This window comes from Acidocella sp. (genome assembly GCF_027352905.1).
In the GTDB taxonomy this organism is placed as follows: domain Bacteria; phylum Pseudomonadota; class Alphaproteobacteria; order Acetobacterales; family Acetobacteraceae; genus Acidocella.
The window spans coordinates 70,842-87,941 of record NZ_DAIEIF010000051.1 but is presented as its reverse complement, the minus strand read 5'-3'; the positions used below and the strand labels follow the sequence as shown (position 1 = coordinate 87,941).

Here is a 17,100-nt window from a genome sequence, read left to right as displayed (position 1 = left end):
GACGGATATGGATTTCGAGTTAAGCGAAGACCAAATTCATCTGCGCGACGCGGCGCGCCGTCTGGCCCAGCAGGAATTTCGTGATAAGGCGGGGCGCTGGGACAAGGAAGAAAAATTCCCGGAGGAAAACAAACACCGTCTCGCCGAGCTCGGGTATCTCGGGCTCAGCATGGAGCGTGAATATGGCGGGTCCGAGGCTGGTCTGGTCAGCACCTATCTCGTCATAGAGGAGCTGGCCAAGGTTGATCTGCTGACAGCGATGATCGTGCATGACCAGAACGTCTCGCCGCGGATCATCGCCAACCATGCGCCGGATGAGTTGCGCCGCCGGGTGCTGCCCGGTGTCGTGAAAGGCGAGATTGAATGCAGCATCGCCTGGACGGAGCCAGAGGCGGGATCGGACGGCACGGCGATCCGCACGACCGCTATACGCGACGGTGATTTTTATATTGTCAACGGCCAGAAAGTGTTCACCACCTTTGGCGACCGGGCGCATATGCATCTCGTTTACGCCCGGTTCGGACCCTCGCGCGGGGCGAAGGGGATCGGCACCATTCTTGTGGAGCGCGACAGCCCTGGCCTGACCGTGCGGAAGATCGAAGGCAAAATGGGCGTTCGCGGCGCCGCTGAAAACGAACTATTCTTTGATAATGTCCGCGTGCCAGCCGGCAATGTCGTTACGATGGGCGACCCGGAAAATTCCCGTGGTTTCGTCGGCCCGCTGACCATCTATAACGGAACGCGGGTCGGCATGGGAGTCATGGCGCTTGGCGTGGCAGAGGGAGCATTTGATCTCGCCCGGGAATATATGACCGTGCGTGAGCAGTTCGGGCAAAAGCTTTGCGATATGCAGGGTTTGCGCTGGATGATGGCCGATGCGTTGATCGAGATCGAAGCCGCGCGCTGCCTTTGTTACAAGGCGCTGGCGCTGATCGACGCGGGCAAACCCGACCCGGCGCTATGCTCCATGGCCAAAGTATTCGCGACTGAAATGGCCCAGCGCGTGACGCTTCAATGCCAGCAGATGTTTGGCGGCTATGGCTATTTTGGCCTGCTGCCGCTTGAGCGCATGGTACGCGATGTACGAATGCTCACCTTGACCGGCGGCACCACCCAGACACAGAAGAACGTGATCGCCGGCCATATTTTCAGCCAGAAATCGGCAGGAGGAAGGCGGCCATGACGATAAGAACGGAAACCCATGGAGCGGTTGCGCATGTCATTCTGGCGCGGCCTGACAAGCTTAATGCCCTTTCGGCGGAGATGATGGAGACATTGGGCGATGTCGCGCTGGATCTGCAAAAGGATCGCGATGTGCGGGCCGTTATTCTCCGGGGGGAAGGCCGCGGCTTTTGCGCCGGGAGCGATGTGGGCACGATGACGGGATTTGACGTGGTGGCAGGTCGGGCCCGTATCCATAGGGCGCACCGGGTGATCACGGCCCTCGCCAACCTCGACAAGCCAGTCATCGCCGCTGTGCGGGGGCCAACAGTGGGCGTGGGGTGGAGCATCGCCCTGGCCTGCGACCTGATTCTCGCTTCCGACACGGCCCGCTTCGGCGTGGTCTTCAAGAAAATCGGCCTCGCTCCGGATGGCGGAATGGCTTATTTTCTAACTCATTATATCGGGATGCTGCGGGCGCGCGAATTGATGATGTCGGCCCGGTTGGTGGAGGCGAACGAAGCGCTATCCATGGGGCTGGTCAATGAGGTGGTGGCGGACGACCAGTTGGAGACGCGGGCAGGCGCGCTGGCGGATGAACTCGCCGAGTCCGCGACCTTTGCGTTGGCGATGGGGAAACGGATGTTTCGAGGCGCGGTGCAGCCCAGCCTCGAATCTTTCCTCGATCTGGAAGCTCATGTCCAAAATCTCGTGTTGCGCAGCGACGATCATCGCGAGGGCGCCGCGGCCTTCCGTGAGAAACGCAAGCCGAATTTCGTCGGCCATTGATTACGAACCATCCGGAGACGTTCCATGTTCCAGCTTGACCACGAGATCGAGGCCTTTCGCGAGGAGATTCGTAAAACTGCGGAACGCGCTTTTCGGGAAAAGGCGGCTTACTGGGATGAAAAGGAAGAGTTTCCCGCCGAAAATCGGGATCTGCTCGCCAAGCTCGGCTATCTTGGCATGGTGATCCCAGAAGAATATGGCGGCTCGGGTGCGCCGGTAATCCAGGGCACGGTCCTGCTTGAAGAAATTTCCCGTGTCTGTTTCAACACCGCGCTAATAACCCAGCTGGCGCTCAACGGCCCGTCCCGGGCGATCGCCGTGCTGGGCTCGGAGGAGCAGAAGCGCCGCTGGCTGCCGGATTGTGCGCGTGGGGAGAATATGTTCGGCATTGGCATTAGTGAGCCGGGGGCCGGTTCGGCAATGACCGATATGATTACCTCGGCCGTGCCGGATGGCGACCATATTATACTCAATGGCCAAAAGGCCTATTGTACCGGCGGGCATCTTGCCACGCATATTCTCGTCTTTGCCCGCTGGGGGAAAACCAAGGGGCCGCGCGGGATTGGCGCGTTGGTGGTTGAGCGCGGCACGCCTGGTTTCGAGGTCGGTCATCCCGCTCGCAAGATGGGCGGGCGTGGTATGCCGGAGGTTGAGCTTTATTTCGATCAATGCAGGGTGCCACGTGAAAACGTAATTCTCGCTGGTGATCCTGAATCGACAGCGAGTTTCAAGCGGTTAATGAGTTCCTTTGGCCCCGAGCGGGTGGGGAATGCCGCCATGTGTTTAGGTGTGGCTCAAGGAGCGTTTGAAGCAGCGAAAGCCTATTCAGAGGAGCGGGAACAGTTTGGGCGCCCAATTTGTGAGTTCCAAGGGATTCAATGGAAGATCGCGGACATGGCGGTACAGTTGCATGCGGCGCGGCTGATGATCTACCGGGCGGCGACCAATCTTGTGGATGGGTTTCCTGATCCAAGGGAGGCCGCTATTGCCAAACTTTATGCCAACGAGATGGTACAGCGTGTGACCAACGAAGCGCTCCAGATCCATGGTCATGCCGGGTTTACCCGCGACTTTCCTTTGGAACGCATGTTGCGCGATGCGAGAGGCTTCTCCCTTGGAGGAGGTACAACCGAAATCCTGCGGAACACTATCGCCTCCATGGTTTATGGACGAAATTTTGATCAGCGCCGTGGCTGAGAGAGCCGAGTCCAGGGTTTCTATTGCACCAGAGTGAGTCTTGGGCGTGTGCTGGCCGGCGCTAGGGCACGATAAATGTTTACGTAATCTTCCGCCATCCGGCGGGCAGAAAACCGTGCTTCGAAACGGGAACGAATTAGGCCCCGGTCGAGCGTGTGGATTTTCCGTAAAGCTTCGATCGCCTCGTCTTCGTTGGACACGGTGAAACCGGTTACTCCGTGCTCGATAATTTCCGGAACAGAGCCATGATTGAAAGCGATAACGGGGGTCCCGCAAGCCATCGCCTCGATCATGACAAGCCCAAACGGCTCTGGCCAATCGATAGGCATGAGCAATGCCTTAGCGCCGGAGAGAAACTGGCTTTTTTCGCTATCTGAAATCTCCCCGATTAGTTCGGCATCTCCGGTCAGCATCGGGGCGATTTCAGCGATGAAATATGCTTCATCAACCTTATCCACTTTGGCCGCGATTTTGAGCTGTTCGCCAGCGCGTTGGGCAATCCGGATGGCGCGGTCCGCTCTTTTTTCTGGACAAATTCTGCCTAGAAACGCGACATAGGATGGCTGAACCGCAGCGGGCCGCAGCAAATCTGTTGGTAGACCGTGATAAACGGTACCGGTAAAATCGGTATCTGGCAGAGGCCTGCGTTGAGAATTCGAAATTGAAACAAGATTCGTTTTAGGCAATGCGCCGAAAACAGGCTTCAACTCGGGCTGGTCCAGCCTACCATGCAGAGTTGTGAGAAACGGTGTTGCTTGTCGCGAGAAGAGTGAAAAGGGAAAATAATCCAGATGAAAGTGGAGAATGTCGAACTCATGGGCCCGTTTATAAACGTGTTCCAGAAGCAGGAATTGAGGGGCAAGAGCATCGCGTATGGTCGAATCGAGCCTTAATGCGCGCGGCCACGCAGAAAAAAGTTCGGCGTTCGTCTTCGAGTCGCCGCTGGCGAATAATGTGACTTCATGGCCCATCTCGACGAGTTCTTCCGTTAGAAATGACACGACCCGCTCGGTCCCTCCGTAAAGTTTAGGCGGGACCGATTCGTATAATGGGGCAATTTGAGCGATACGCATTGTCTTCCACACCTCATTTTTAGTACGGAGACTGAGGATTAAGAGAGTTGATGTGGCAGTAATAAGGCACGATTTACCATGCATGGATAAACTTCAAGGAAATGACGGGTGAATTTCCAAAAAATTACATCGTCTATAACTACCAACCCGGTAGCGTTTGTTTTTAATGCTGTAAAACGTCATGCGGCTCAGCATGTCGTTATACTACTTTCGGTGGTCGCGGGGGTGGGATGCTCGGTTGGGTCGCAATATGCGGTAAAAAATCTCGTTGATGTTCTCGCAAAAGACAATATAGCCGCGGTTTGGCATGCGTTTCTGTTTTTGGCAGTGCTTATCGGGGCGGATAATTTGTCCTGGCGTGTCGGAGGTTGGATTGCTGCGAAAACATTTTCCGAGGTTACAGGTGATTTAAGGAAAATTTTATTTGAACATACACTCGGACACTCACCTGCGTTTTTTATAAATCGGCGTGCGGGCACGCTGGCAGGGCGTATTTCCGCGACCGGGAACGCGGTTTTTAGAATTGAAAGCGTCACCGTCTGGAACGTGTTGCCGCCCCTTCTGGCTGTTCTCGGTTCGGTGGTAATGATCATGTTCGTGGATGCCACAATGGGAGTGGCCTTGATTCTGGTGTCGCTCATGTTGGGCGGTCTGCTCGCTTATCTTGCTTGGCGAGGACGCCATTTGCATCAAAAATACGCCGAGGCGGCGGCGGCCGTGGATGGGCAGATTGTGGACGTGATCAACAATGTCGGCTTGGTGCGGTCGTTCGGCGGATTGTTCCGGGAAAATCGAACATTTGCCACAGAGGTCGGGAAAGAGATCGGCACGCGCCGGAACAGCCTGCTCTATTTAGAAAAACTTAGAATTCTTCACGCGGTTATTACCGCAGTGCTTACGGCCTGCCTTTTGTTTTGGATTTTGTCGCGTTGGGAAAAAGGGCAGGCAACGCCGGGTGACGTCGTGTTGGTGGTATCCCTAGGTTTTACGGTATTGCACGGTACCCGGGATCTCGCCGTGGCGCTGGTGGAAATGGTGCAGGATTGGGCGCGACTGGCCGAAGCGTTGCGCGCCTTATTGATCCCGCATGATATGCCGGATGCCCCAGAGGCACGCAAGCTCCCGGTAGCGCGCGGCGCGGTTTCGTTCCGCAATGTTGACTTCTCCTATGGCGGCGAGATGATCTTGCGCGATTTTAATTTGGACATCGAGGCGGGTGAGCATATCGGGCTGGTGGGAAAATCCGGATCAGGGAAGTCAACACTCCTGGCCTTGATCCAGCGTCATTATGATCCTGTGCGAGGCGAAATTTGCATTGATGGGATCAATATTGCCTCTTTCAGCCGTGCGGGCCTGGCCAACTTTATCTCAGTCGTGTCGCAAGATGTGCAATTGTTCCATCGGTCGATCGCTGAAAACATCCGGTATGGGCGCTGGGATGCGAGTGAGGAAGAAATTTACGCGGCGGCGCGTGCGGCCTATGCTGATGAGTTTATTCGCGCCCTTCCTCAAGGGTATGACACGCTGGTGGGAGAGCGCGGATTGCGCCTCTCCGGAGGGCAGCGACAACGCCTCGCCATCGCCCGGGCGTTTCTGCGTAATGCGCCAATTCTGCTTTTCGATGAGGCGACCTCCGCTCTCGATTCGGAATCCGAGGCGATCGTGCATCAGGCGCTGGGCGATTTGGCTGAAGGCCGCACGGTGATCGCTGTAGCCCACCGGCTCTCAACTTTGCGGGATTTCGATAGGATTGTCGTAATGGCCGGAGGTAGGATTGTCGAGCAAGGCAGCCCGGAGGATTTGTCAAGCCGTTCTGGCCCCTACCGGGATTTGCTGGAGCAACAGGCCGGCATGCCAGGGGGGTAACCCCCCGCGTGGCTATTCCTCTCTCCGGTTTTGGAGGAATATAGCCTGTCACCAGGGACAGCTTCATGCCCACGACAGACGAACTCATCTTTGCCATGAAAACCTTCGCCGGAGGCATGGCGGCTTTTTATTTTTCCTGCAAGCTTGGTCTGGACAATCCTTATTGGTCGCTCGCGACGGCTTATATAGTCGCACAGCCTTTCGCCGGGGCGGTACGCTCCAAGGCTCTTTACCGCGTCTTTGGCACCATCACAGGCGGCACGGCCGCCGTGGCGCTGGTTCCTAATCTAGTCAACGCTCCGGTTCTGCTTTCCGCCGCCATGGCGGTGTGGACAGGGCTTTGCCTATATATTTCTCTCTTGGACCGAACGCCCCGCTCCTACGCCTTTATGCTGTCAGGTTATACCGCCGCCATTATCGGTTTTCCCTCGGTTGCCGCTCCCGCCCATGTTTTTGAGACCGCCCTGGCCCGTATGGAAGAAATATCGCTCGGCATCGTCTGCACGACGGTCAGCAATATGATAATTTTTCCCCGCGCCTTGTTCCCGGTATTGTCAAGGCGTATCGCCAGCTGGGTACAACCGGGCCTAGACTGGGCAGAGGCGGCCCTGGCGGGTAAGGAGGCTTCGCCCGAAGCCCGGCAGGCACGGCGGCATCTAGCGGCAGAGGCCGCCGATACGTCTATGCTGATATCGCATCTCGCCTATGACATATTAAACGCTCGTATAGCGGTCGAGCAAATCGCCCGGTTACGGGTCTATCTCATCAGCATCATTCCAATCCTCAATTCCGTTGGAGCGCGGGTTGCGGAACTTGAACAGCTGGGAGGGATCACGCCGGCTTTGAAGGGCGTACTCGCCGCAATCTCCGCCTGGGTAAAAAGCGGAAAAGCGGAAGGCGCTGATGCCTTGCTCGAGGATATTCGCGGCTTGGAAAACGAACCCGTTCAGAATTGGCTCTCCTTGTTGCGCACGAGCCTCGCGCTGCGGCTCGAGGAGCTGGTTCGCTTGACCCATCAATCCCGCAAACTCCGCCAATACGTATTGGAAGGCAGGGAAGAGCCAGCTTCTCTGGTCCAATTAAATGCGGAGTACGTGGCGGCGGCACGCCAGCACCAGGACCAGCGGCTGGCCGTGCTTTCAGGCATTGGTGCGGCGCTCGCCGTTCTTCTGGTGTGCGCCGTATGGATTCAAACGGCGTGGAGTGCCGGCGCCGGAGCCGCGGTTCTAGCCGCGGTCGCGTGCAGCATGTCGGCGGCGCAGGACGACCCCGCGCGGGCGTTGACATCGCTCATGCGTAATATCCTGATCGTGCTGACCGGAATTTTTCTTTTAAATTTTGGGGTTTTGCCTGCCATAACCGGCTTTGACGCGCTTTGCCTGGTGCTGCTGCCTTTGGGACTCGTCATCGGGGTCATGGTTTCCCGTCCCGCGACCTTCAATACAGGCATGCGGTTCGGCGCCTTCGGCTCCACCCAACTCGCCCTCGAAAACGGATATCATGCTAATTTTCTGACGTTTGCCAATAACTCCTTTGCCTTGATCATCGGGATTTCCAGCGCCTTCATCGTCACCCGGCTCATCCGCTCAGTAGGGGCGGCGATGGGTGCGGATAGGCTTATGCGGGCCAACTGGCTGGATATCGCCGCTGCCGCCGAGGCGCGTACCGCCTATGACCGCGCGGCTTTGACGGGCATTATGATGGACCGGTTGGGGCTTATGGTGCCGCGCCTGGCCTCCGTCGCCGCTGGCGCGGATGATGCCGTGAGCATCGTGCTGCGCGATTTGCGGATCGGCTTTAACATCATCACATTGCACCATGAATTCTGGCGCTTACCGCCGGTGATGCGCGACCGTATCCAGAGAATATTCTCGATGCTCGCGGCACATTACCGTGCCGATCCGCGCGACCCCCCGCCCCAGGCGCTCCTTTTAATGCTGGATGAGGCTCTCGCCGCGCTGATGCATGACGCGAAGACTTATCGGGAAGCCCTGCTGGCGCTCTCCGGTCTTCGCACGCCGCTTTTTCCGGATGCGCCGCCACCAGATCTGGGAGGCGGAACCGCGGAGCGGAGTTTAATGCAGCCGGTACCCTCTTAATTTGATGACGCGCTACGAATGGCGTTGATGATAGCGGAGAAATCCATCTTTCCTTCGCCGGCGCTGACAAATTTTTGATAAATCTCCGCCGCGTGATGGCCTAGCTCAGTGGCCGCTCCGGCCGATTCCGCCGCTTCCTGGCTGAGCAGCAAATCCTTCAGCATCAAGGCGGAGGCAAAACCCGGCTTATATCCGTTATTGGCGGGGCTCGTCGGCACCGGACCTGGCACGGGGCAATAGGTGGTAAGGGCCCAGCACTGGCCGGAGGAGGTGGAAGCGACGTCGAACAGTGCCTGATGGGAGAGGCCCAGCTTCTCTGCCAGAACGAAGGCCTCGCCAACCGCGATCATTGAAATGCCCAAAATCATGTTGTTGCAGATTTTCGCTGCCTGGCCGGCTCCGGCTCCGCCGCAATGCACGATCTTGCGGCCCATGTGCTCGAGCACAGGCTTGGCGCGTGCGAAAGCTTCCTCGCTACCGCCCGCCATGAAAGTAAGCGTTGCGGCCTGGGCGCCGCCCACCCCGCCCGAGACCGGCGCATCCAGGCTTTCCATTTTCGCCGCCGCCGCCAAACCGTGCGCGGCGCGGGCGCTATCCACATCAATAGTGGAGCAGTCAATGAATAAGGTCCCCGGCGCGGCGGCCTGAAGAATTCCGCTTTCATATAAATCCAGCACGAGCCTGCCATTGGGCAGCATGGAGATGGCGATGTCCGCGCCTTTGACGGCATCAGAGGCGCTGGCCGCAATCTTGGCGCCGACATTGGCGGCGGCGGCATTGGCGGCGGACACCACATCAAAGCCTTGGACCTTATATCCCGCCTTCACCAGATTTGCCGCCATGGGCAGGCCCATATTGCCCAGCCCGATGAACGCGATTGTTTCGGCCATGGTTCCCCTCCCGTCCGGATTAAAAAAGCGAGTCTCCCGCTGGCTTCATATATGCCTCCACCATCGCCGGGGTGACATCCTCCAACCGGGCGGGAGACCATTGCGGGTTGCGGTCCTTATCCACCACGGCGGCGCGCACGCCCTCGTAGAAATCATCCGAGGCCAGCACGGCATGCACGGCGTCGAACTCGCGTTGCAGGCTTTGCTCTAGGGTGGTGTCCTGGCGGGCAAGGCGCAGCAGCTCGAGGGTCACCTTCATGCTGCGTGGGCATTTCCGACCCATTATTTTCAACGTTTCCGCCGCAAACGGGGTTGGGGAAGCGCGCAGCGCGGCAATGATCTCTTCGACCCGATCGAAAGCGAAGGCGCGGTCGATCTCTTCCTGGTGCGCGGCGAGCGGCGGCGGCACGGTCTGGGCGAATTTTTTCACGGTTTCGCTTGCCTCTGCGGCGGTCACAGGGAGGGCGGCCAGAGCCTCGATCAAACCGGTCAGGGTCTCGCTCGGTACGTAAAAATCGGCCAACCCGGCATAGATCGCATCCGCGCCGCCGAACGCCTCGCCGGTCAGACCCATAAAGGTGCCGATCTCACCTGGCGCACGGCTCAACAGCCAAGTGCCTCCGACATCCGGAAAGAAGCCAATACCGGTTTCCGGCATCGCCATTTTCGTGCGTTCGGTGACGATGCGTATTCGGCCATACGCGGAAATGCCGACCCCGCCGCCCATGGTGATGCCGTCCATGATGGCGGCATAGGGCTTGGGATAGCGGGCGATATGAGCGTTCATCCGGTATTCATTGCGGAAAAAGGCGAGGCTTTCGGCCATTTTCTCCCGGCCGTTCTCGTACAGAACCCGTATATCGCCGCCCGCGCAAAGCCCGCGCTCACCCTCGCCAGTAACGAGAACGAGACCGATGGAAGGGTCACTTTCAAAACGATCGAGGGCAGACTCGACGGCGAGGATCATCGGTAGGGACAGGCTGTTGATCGCCTTCGGCCGGTTGAGACGGATACGCCCGAGTGCCCCGCGCGTTTCCAACAGCACGTCCTGGGTTTCGCTCATGTTTGTCTAGCCTTTCCCGGTCAGTCCGCGCGCGATAATCACCCGCATGATCTCGTTGGTGCCTTCGAGGATCTGGTGAACCCGCAGATCACGCACGATTTTTTCGATGCCGTAATCAGCAAGATAACCATAGCCGCCATGGAGCTGGAGCGCCTGGTTCGCCACCTCGAAACCAGCATCGGTGACGAATTTTTTGGCCATCGCGCAGAGCCGCGTCGCATCCTGTGCCTTGGCGTCCAGGGCGGAGGCCGCCCGCCAGAGGAAGGTGCGCGCCACTTCGAGATCCGTCGCCATATCCGCGAGGCGGAATTGCAGAGCCTGGAATTCGGTCAGGCTTTGACCGAATGCCTTGCGGTTCGCCATATAGGCGAGGGTTTTTTCAAAAGCCGTCTGGGCGCCGCCTAGCGAGGCCGCCGCGATGTTGAGCCGCCCGCCATCCAGCCCGGCCATGGCGATTTTGAAGCCGATGCCTTCCGGACCGAGCCGGTTTACCACGGGCACGCGTAACTCTTCCAGGATCACCTGCCGCGTCGGCTGGGCGTTCCAGCCCATTTTTTGCTCATTCGGGCCGAAGGAGAGCCCCGGCATGTCTTTCTCGATGATCAGGCAGGAGATACCGCGTGGTCCATCCTCGCCGGTGCGGACCATGACGGCGTAGATATCCGCCGCTCCGGCCCCTGAAATGAATTGCTTGACGCCGCTGACGATATACTCATCCCCGTGGCGTATCGCTTTGGTGCGTACGGCCGCCGCGTCCGACCCGGCGGCGGGCTCTGTCAGGCAATAGCTCGCGAGATGCTCCATGCTGCATAGTTTCGGCAGATAACGGGCGCGCTGGGTCTCGTCGCCAAAGCGGTCGATCATCCCCGCGACCATATTATGGATCGAAAGATAGGAGGCGAGGGAGGGGCAGCCTGTCGCCAGCGCCTCGATGATGAGGGCGGCGTCGAGCCGCGTGAGACCCGAGCCGCCATGCGCCTCGTCCACATAGATGCCGCCCATGCCGAGCGCCGCTGCGGCGCGCAGTGTCTCGACGGGGAAGATCCGCTCGCGGTCCCAAAGCGCGGCATGGGGGGCCAGATGTTCATCCGCGAAAGCGCGCGCCATGTCGCGGATGGCGATTTGTTCCTCCCCCAGGCCGAAAGGCGGGCCGCCCATCTTAGCTCATAGTGGGGATGACGAAAGAAGCGCCGTCCCGGTTGGTCGAAGGCCAGCGCGCCGTCACGGTCTTGGTCTTGGTATAAAAGCGGAAGGCGTCCGGCCCGTGTTGGTTGAGATCGCCAAAAGCTGAGCGTTTCCAGCCGCCAAAGGTATGGTAGGCGATGGGGACGGGGATTGGCACGTTGATCCCAACCATACCCACTTGCACCCGGCTGGCGAAATCCCGCGCCGCGTCTCCGGATTGCGTGAAGATGGCAACGCCATTGCCGTATTCGTGATCGGTGGCCAGAGCCAACGCTTCTTCATAAGTGCCCGCGCGCACCACGGAGAGCACTGGGCCAAAAATTTCTTCCTTATAGATGCGCATCGCCGGCGTCACATGATCAAACAGGCTTCCGCCTATATAAAAACCATTTTCATAGCCTTGCAGCCTAAAGCCGCGTCCGTCCACCAGCAGCTTGGCACCTTCCTTCTCGCCGATGCCGATATAGGATTCAACACGGGCCAGCGCCTCTTTGGTCACCAGGGGGCCGTAATCGGCGCTCGCATCCGTGGCGGGGCCAATTTTGAGAGCCTCGACGCGGGGAGTGAGCTTTGCCACCAGCCGCTCCGCCGTTTCCTTGCCGACCGGCACCGCCACCGAAATCGCCATGCAGCGCTCGCCCGCTGAGCCATATCCCGCACCGATCAGCGCATCCACGGTTTGGTCAAGATCCGCGTCAGGCATGATGATCGCGTGGTTTTTGGCGCCGCCGAAGCATTGGGCGCGCTTGCCTGTGGCGGCAGCGCGTCCGTAAATATATTGCGCGATTGGCGTGGAGCCAACGAAGCCGACCGCGGCGATGTCCGGGTCATCGAGAATGGCATCCACTGCCTCCTTGTCGCCATTCACCACGTTGAGAATGCCGGGGGGTAACCCCGCCTCAAGAAACAGCTCGGCCAGGCGCAGCGGTACGGAGGGGTCGCGCTCGGAGGGTTTTAGGATCATCGCATTGCCGCAGGCCAGGGCGGGCGCAGCCTTCCAAAGCGGGATCATAGCCGGAAAATTGAATGGGGTGATGCCCGCCACCACCCCGAGGGGCTGGCGCATGGAATAAACGTCGATACCGGAGCCGGCGGAATCCGAGAACTCACCCTTCAAGAGATGCGGCGCGCCGATGGCGAATTCTACCACCTCCAGGCCGCGTTGGATATCGCCCTTGGCGTCGGGCACTGTCTTGCCATGCTCGCTGGCCAAAAGCTCGGCCAGGCTGTCATATTCTTTATGGACCAGCTCCAGGAATTTCATCAGCACCCGGGCCCGGCGTTGCGGGTTGGTCGCGGCCCAGCCGGGCTGGGCCGCCTTGGCATTTTCTACCGCCGCGCGCAGCTCCGCCGCCGTCGCCAGAGCCAGCTTGGCCTGTACCGAGCCAGTGGAAGGGTTGAATACCTCCGCGAACCGGCCACTACCGCCCGCGACGCGCTTGCCGCCGATGAAATGTCCGATTTCCCGCATGGTTTGCTTCCTCCATTTCCTAGCCGGCCGCCAAATGAGGCCCGGCGCGATGGCGGATGGGATGGCATGAAAGACCATGCCGTTCAAGAGAGCTCGAACGGCATGTTTTATAGTGGTGAGACGTTTTAGAAGCTCTGAGCGAGCCTCACCCCTTCATCTATGGCCCGCAGGGCGTCAAGCTCCGCCGCTTCCTCGGCGCCGCCGATCATGGTCGCGGCGATACCTCGGCTGGCCAGGGCTTCGGCCAAGGAGCGCTCGGATTCCTGCCCCGTGCAGAGCACGATGGTATCCGCCGCGATAATCCTTAGGGCGCCGTCCACCAGGATATGCAAGCCGGCATCGTCCACCCTCTCGTAGGTGACGCCGGAAATCCCCTCCACCCCATGCTTGCGCAGCGAATTGCGCAATATCCAGCCGGTCGATACTCCAAGACCGGCGCCTTGCTTGGCTGTTTTGCGCTGCAGCATGAGAATTTGTCGCTGGGCGGGCAGTGGAGCCAAAGGATCACCGGCCAGCGCGCCAGCGGTCTCGAAGCGGCTATCAACACCCCAGCTGGCAAAAAAGCCCTCCTCTTTTCTCGCTTCGTCCGGGTCCACCGCGAGAAATTCGGCGACGTCATGGCCGATTCCGCCCGCGCCCATCACCACCACCGATTTCCCAGCCTGGCGCGCGCCGGAAAGAATTTCGGCATATGTCACGACCTTGGGATGATCGATGCCAGGCAGGTCGGGGATGCGCGGCGTCACGCCGGTCGCGATCACCACATGATCGAAACCGGTCAAATCCTCAACCTCGGCCCGGTGGCCGAGCCGCAGGACGACGCCATATTTCTTCAACTGGCCGGCATAATAGCGTAGCGTGCCATCGAACTCATCCTTGCCGGGGGCGGCGCGGGCAAGATTGAGTTGGCCGCCCAGCCGGTCGCTGGCCTCGAAAAGCGTTACCCTATGGCCAAGCCGCGCGGCCTCGGCCGCTGCCGCCATGCCCGCCGCGCCGCCCCCCACCACCGCGATTTTGCGCGGGTGATCCGAGGGGGTTTCCCTGAATTCCGTCTCATGCCCGGCGCGGGGATTGACGAGGCAACTCACGGTTTTCTCAGAAAAAATGAAATCGAGGCAGGCTTGGTTACAAGCGATGCAAGGGTTGATTTCATCCGCCCGCCCTTCACGCAGTTTTCTGGCAAAATGCGGGTCGGCCAGAAGCGGTCGCGCCATGGAAATCAAATCGGCGTCGCCCGAGGCGAGTATGTCCTCGGCGATTTCAGGGGTATTGATCCGGTTAGAGGCCACGACCGGGATCGACACTGCCGCTTTAACGCGGGCGGTGGCCTTGCGCCAGGCGGCGCGGGGCACGGGATAGGCGATGGTAGGCACCCGGGCCTCATGCCAGCCGATGCCGCTGTTGAGTATATCTGCTCCTGCGGCCTCGAGCCGGCGCGCCAGAGCCGCGATCTCCCCGGCTGGCGCGCCATCCTCGACGAGGTCCGCCACGGAAATGCGATAAATGATTAGCAATTGCGGGCCACAGCGTTCCCGCACGGCCCGCACGATCTCCACGGGGAAACGGTGCCGGTTTTCAGCGCTGCCGCCCCAATCATCCTTCCGGTGGTTGGTATGGAGCACGGTGAATTCATTGATTAAATAGCCTTCCGAGCCCATGATTTCGACCCCGTCGAACCCGGCGGCCTGAGCATTGGCGGCGGCTTCGGCAAAATCCGCGATGGTACGGTGAATATCCGCCTCGGTCATTTCCCGCGGGGTGAACCGATTGATGGGGGCGCGGATGGGAGAGGGAGCCACACAGCCTTCAAATTTGGCATACCGCCCCGCGTGGCAGATCTGTGCGCAGATGAGGCTGCCCTCCTGATGGACGGCATCGCAGATGGGGGTGAGTTCACGCGCCGCCTCGGCATGATCGAGCCGGGGGCCTTCCAGATCGAACCGCCCCTCGGCATTCGGGGCGAAGCCACCCGTGACGATGATCGCGGCTTCGCCCCGGGCGCGTTCCTGGTAAAAGGCGATCTGCCGCTCCAGCCCATCGGGAGCCGTTTCCAGCCGCGTATGCATTGAGCCCATGATGACCCGGTTCCGCAGCTCATGGCGTCCGGCGCGGAGGGGCGATAGCAGCGTTTGGTAGCGTGCGGTCTCGGTCATGGTCACAATCCTCCCTTTAGTGTCTTGCCAGGCATTCTAACGTTTGTTAGGTTTTTGAAAAGTAGGTCACGCGCCGGGAGGGTGGTTTGAGGCATGGTTCCGGTTTTCCCGCTTCGCCGGATAGGACATCCGGCGGGGAACGGCGTGTGGCCTGAATAATTTTTTATAAAATTCAAGGAGTCCAGAATGAGTGGCCCGGTCAATGTGAGCAAGGATGGGAGTGTCGGCATCATCGAATTGGCAAGGCCCGACAAGTTCAATTGCCTCTCGGTTGCTGTGCATGAGGCGATTTCCCAGGCGCGGGCCGGGTTCGAGGCGGATCATTCGGTCCGCTCCATTCTCATCCGCGCCCAAGGCAAGCATTTCTGTACCGGAGCGGATCTGATCGAGGTCAAGGGCAAGCTCCAACACCCCAAGGCGCTCGATCACTTCATATCATTTGGCATGGAAAATTTGCGGGCACTGGAAAAAAGCGCTCTGCCAGTAGTGGTGGCGGTGCAGGGATTGTGCCTCGCTGGCGGCATTGAGTTGATGCTGGCTTGTGATGTTTGTTTCGCGGCGGAGAGCGCGCAGTTCGGGGATCAGCACGCCCAGTTCGGTCTGATCCCAGGGTGGGGCGGTTCGCAGCGGCTAACGCGCCTGATGGGCGTGCGGCGGGCGCTGGACCTCATGTTTTCCGCCCGCTGGTTGAAAGCGGCGGAGGCGAAGGAAGCGGGTTTGGTCAATTATGTCGTATCTGACGGCGAACTCCAAGAAGCCGCGATGGCCTATTGCCGGAAATTGGAAACGCGCTCCCGCATCGGCCTTGCGGAAATGAAGAGGCTCGCGCGCGAGGGGGATGACATGACCATCGATCAACAAATGCGGCTTGAGCGTGATGCTGTTCTGCGCGCGTTGCCGAGCGGCGACGTGGCCGAAGGTTTGGATGCATTCGAAAATCGCCGTCAACCAATTTTCAAAGGGTAACGATAATCATGGATTTTACTTTGAACGATGAGCAGCGTCAAATCTATGAATATGGCGGGCAGTTGGCGCAGAAATTCAGTAATACCTATTGGCTGGACCACGCGCGCCGGCACGAATTCCCGCGGGAGATGTTTCAGCAGATCGCGAGCGACGGTTATCTCGGCATCATGGTGCCTGAACAATATGGCGGCGCCGGCCTTGGCATGACGGAGATGGCGCTGTTCATGGAAGGTACGGCCAATCACGGCATCCCGCTGCTGATGATGGTGGTGGGGCCTACCATGTCGCTTGCGCATATTGCTGCTCATGGTACCGAATATCATAAGAAAGAATTGCTTCCCGCGGCTTGCCGGGGCGAAATTCAGTTCTGCTTCGCGATTACCGAGCCGGGTGCTGGATCCAATACCATAAAGGCGACGACGCTGGCCAAACGAAACGGCAACCGTTTCAGCCTCTCAGGCGAGAAAACCTTCATCACCGGGGTGGACGTGGCGGATTATTGCCTGGTGGTGGCGCGGACCAAGCCATATACCGAAGTCCAGCGCAAAACGGACGGATTCACTTTGTTCGTCGTCGATCTCAAGAAGAAGGGTGTGGATAAACAGAGGGTCAAGGTGTCGATTCCGCTGCCTGAAGAACAGTGGACGCTTTTCTTCGATAATGTCGACCTTGGACCCGAGGATATCGTAGGCGAGGTGGATCATGGATTCTCCATCCTGTTCGACAGCCTAAATCCTGAGCGCATCATTCTGGGCGCGCTGTGCTGCGGAATAGGGCGTTATGTCCTTAATAAAGCGGTACGCTATGCCTCAGAGCGTAATGTTTTCGGCCAGCCGATCGGCGCGCATCAGGGCGTGCAGCACCCGCTGGCCAAAGCCTATACGGCGGTTGAGATGGCGAGCCTGATGACCCGGCGGGCGGCCTGGGAATTTGACAACAAACTGCCGGCGGGCGCGTCTTCCAACATGGCGAAATATGCCGCCGCAGAGGCGGGGATCGAGGCCGTGGATGCCGCGTTGCAGGCGCATGGTGGCTCGGGTTTTACCGAGGATACGGGGATTTATGAGATGTATCCGCTGGTGCGCCTGCTGCGCACGGCGCCCGTGAACCGCGAACTCTGCCTGAGTTTCATCGGCGAAAAAGTGATGGGACTGCCGCGGTCTTATTGAGCGATTGGGGAGGACGAG

At 59.2% G+C, this 17,100-nt stretch carries 13 protein-coding genes; 7 read left to right on the top strand and 6 right to left on the bottom strand.

Features of this window, described 5'->3' with window-relative positions; genetic code table 11:
- Positions 1–7 precede the first annotated feature (7 nt).
- The 3 genes from M7H45_RS09965 to M7H45_RS09955 are packed head-to-tail and all read left to right on the top strand — an operon-like array spanning position 8 to position 3,147.
- Positions 8–1,183, top strand: a complete 1,176-nt coding sequence (locus M7H45_RS09965; protein ID WP_298216549.1) for an acyl-CoA dehydrogenase family protein — start codon at positions 8–10, stop codon at positions 1,181–1,183.
- On the top strand, positions 1,180–1,950 hold the full coding sequence (locus M7H45_RS09960) for an enoyl-CoA hydratase/isomerase family protein (protein WP_298216547.1): 771 nt from the start codon (positions 1,180–1,182) through the stop codon (positions 1,948–1,950). The genes M7H45_RS09965 and M7H45_RS09960 overlap by 4 nt, the downstream gene beginning before the upstream one ends.
- Positions 1,951–1,974: 24 nt before the next feature.
- Positions 1,975–3,147 carry an acyl-CoA dehydrogenase family protein gene (locus M7H45_RS09955; RefSeq protein WP_298216545.1) on the top strand — a complete coding sequence of 391 codons (1,173 nt, stop codon included), beginning with the start codon at positions 1,975–1,977 and terminating at the stop codon, positions 3,145–3,147.
- Positions 3,148–3,167: 20 nt separating this feature from the next.
- On the opposite strand, the gene M7H45_RS09950 is transcribed toward M7H45_RS09955, so the two are convergent.
- Entirely contained in the window at positions 3,168–4,220 is a 1,053-nt protein-coding gene (locus tag M7H45_RS09950) for a glycosyltransferase family 4 protein (RefSeq protein ID WP_298216543.1), read from the bottom strand.
- Positions 4,221–4,328: 108 nt separating this feature from the next.
- Here M7H45_RS09950 and M7H45_RS09945 point away from each other — a divergent pair, with 108 nt between their 5' ends.
- Positions 4,329–6,086 carry an ABC transporter ATP-binding protein gene (locus M7H45_RS09945; protein WP_298216541.1) on the top strand — a complete coding sequence of 586 codons (1,758 nt, stop codon included), beginning with the start codon at positions 4,329–4,331 and terminating at the stop codon, positions 6,084–6,086.
- A gap of 65 nt (positions 6,087–6,151) precedes the next feature.
- A complete protein-coding gene (locus tag M7H45_RS09940; RefSeq protein ID WP_298216538.1) occupies positions 6,152–8,185 on the top strand; it encodes an FUSC family protein in 2,034 nt (677 codons plus the stop codon).
- On the opposite strand, the gene mmsB is transcribed toward M7H45_RS09940, so the two are convergent.
- The 5 genes from mmsB to M7H45_RS09915 form a co-directional block, all read right to left on the bottom strand.
- Positions 8,182–9,075, bottom strand: coding sequence for a 3-hydroxyisobutyrate dehydrogenase (gene mmsB, locus M7H45_RS09935; RefSeq protein ID WP_298216537.1), 894 nt, complete (start codon positions 9,073–9,075; stop codon positions 8,182–8,184). The genes M7H45_RS09940 and mmsB overlap by 4 nt on opposite strands.
- Positions 9,076–9,094: 19 nt before the next feature.
- Positions 9,095–10,138 carry an enoyl-CoA hydratase/isomerase family protein gene (locus tag M7H45_RS09930; protein ID WP_298216535.1) on the bottom strand — a complete coding sequence of 348 codons (1,044 nt, stop codon included), beginning with the start codon at positions 10,136–10,138 and terminating at the stop codon, positions 9,095–9,097.
- A gap of 6 nt (positions 10,139–10,144) precedes the next feature.
- Complete coding sequence (locus tag M7H45_RS09925) at positions 10,145–11,296, bottom strand: acyl-CoA dehydrogenase family protein (RefSeq protein ID WP_298216533.1); 1,152 nt, start codon at positions 11,294–11,296, stop codon at positions 10,145–10,147.
- Position 11,297: 1 nt separating this feature from the next.
- Positions 11,298–12,794, bottom strand: a complete 1,497-nt coding sequence (locus M7H45_RS09920) for a CoA-acylating methylmalonate-semialdehyde dehydrogenase (RefSeq protein ID WP_298216532.1) — start codon at positions 12,792–12,794, stop codon at positions 11,298–11,300.
- Positions 12,795–12,919: 125 nt separating this feature from the next.
- Complete coding sequence (locus M7H45_RS09915; RefSeq protein WP_298216530.1) at positions 12,920–14,947, bottom strand: NADPH-dependent 2,4-dienoyl-CoA reductase; 2,028 nt, start codon at positions 14,945–14,947, stop codon at positions 12,920–12,922.
- A gap of 186 nt (positions 14,948–15,133) precedes the next feature.
- Between M7H45_RS09915 and M7H45_RS09910 the strand changes: the two genes are divergently transcribed.
- Both M7H45_RS09910 and M7H45_RS09905 read left to right on the top strand, forming a co-directional pair.
- Positions 15,134–15,913, top strand: coding sequence for an enoyl-CoA hydratase/isomerase family protein (locus M7H45_RS09910; protein WP_298216528.1), 780 nt, complete (start codon positions 15,134–15,136; stop codon positions 15,911–15,913).
- Positions 15,914–15,921: 8 nt separating this feature from the next.
- On the top strand, positions 15,922–17,082 hold the full coding sequence (locus M7H45_RS09905; RefSeq protein ID WP_298216527.1) for an acyl-CoA dehydrogenase family protein: 1,161 nt from the start codon (positions 15,922–15,924) through the stop codon (positions 17,080–17,082).
- Positions 17,083–17,100: the final 18 nt, after the last annotated feature.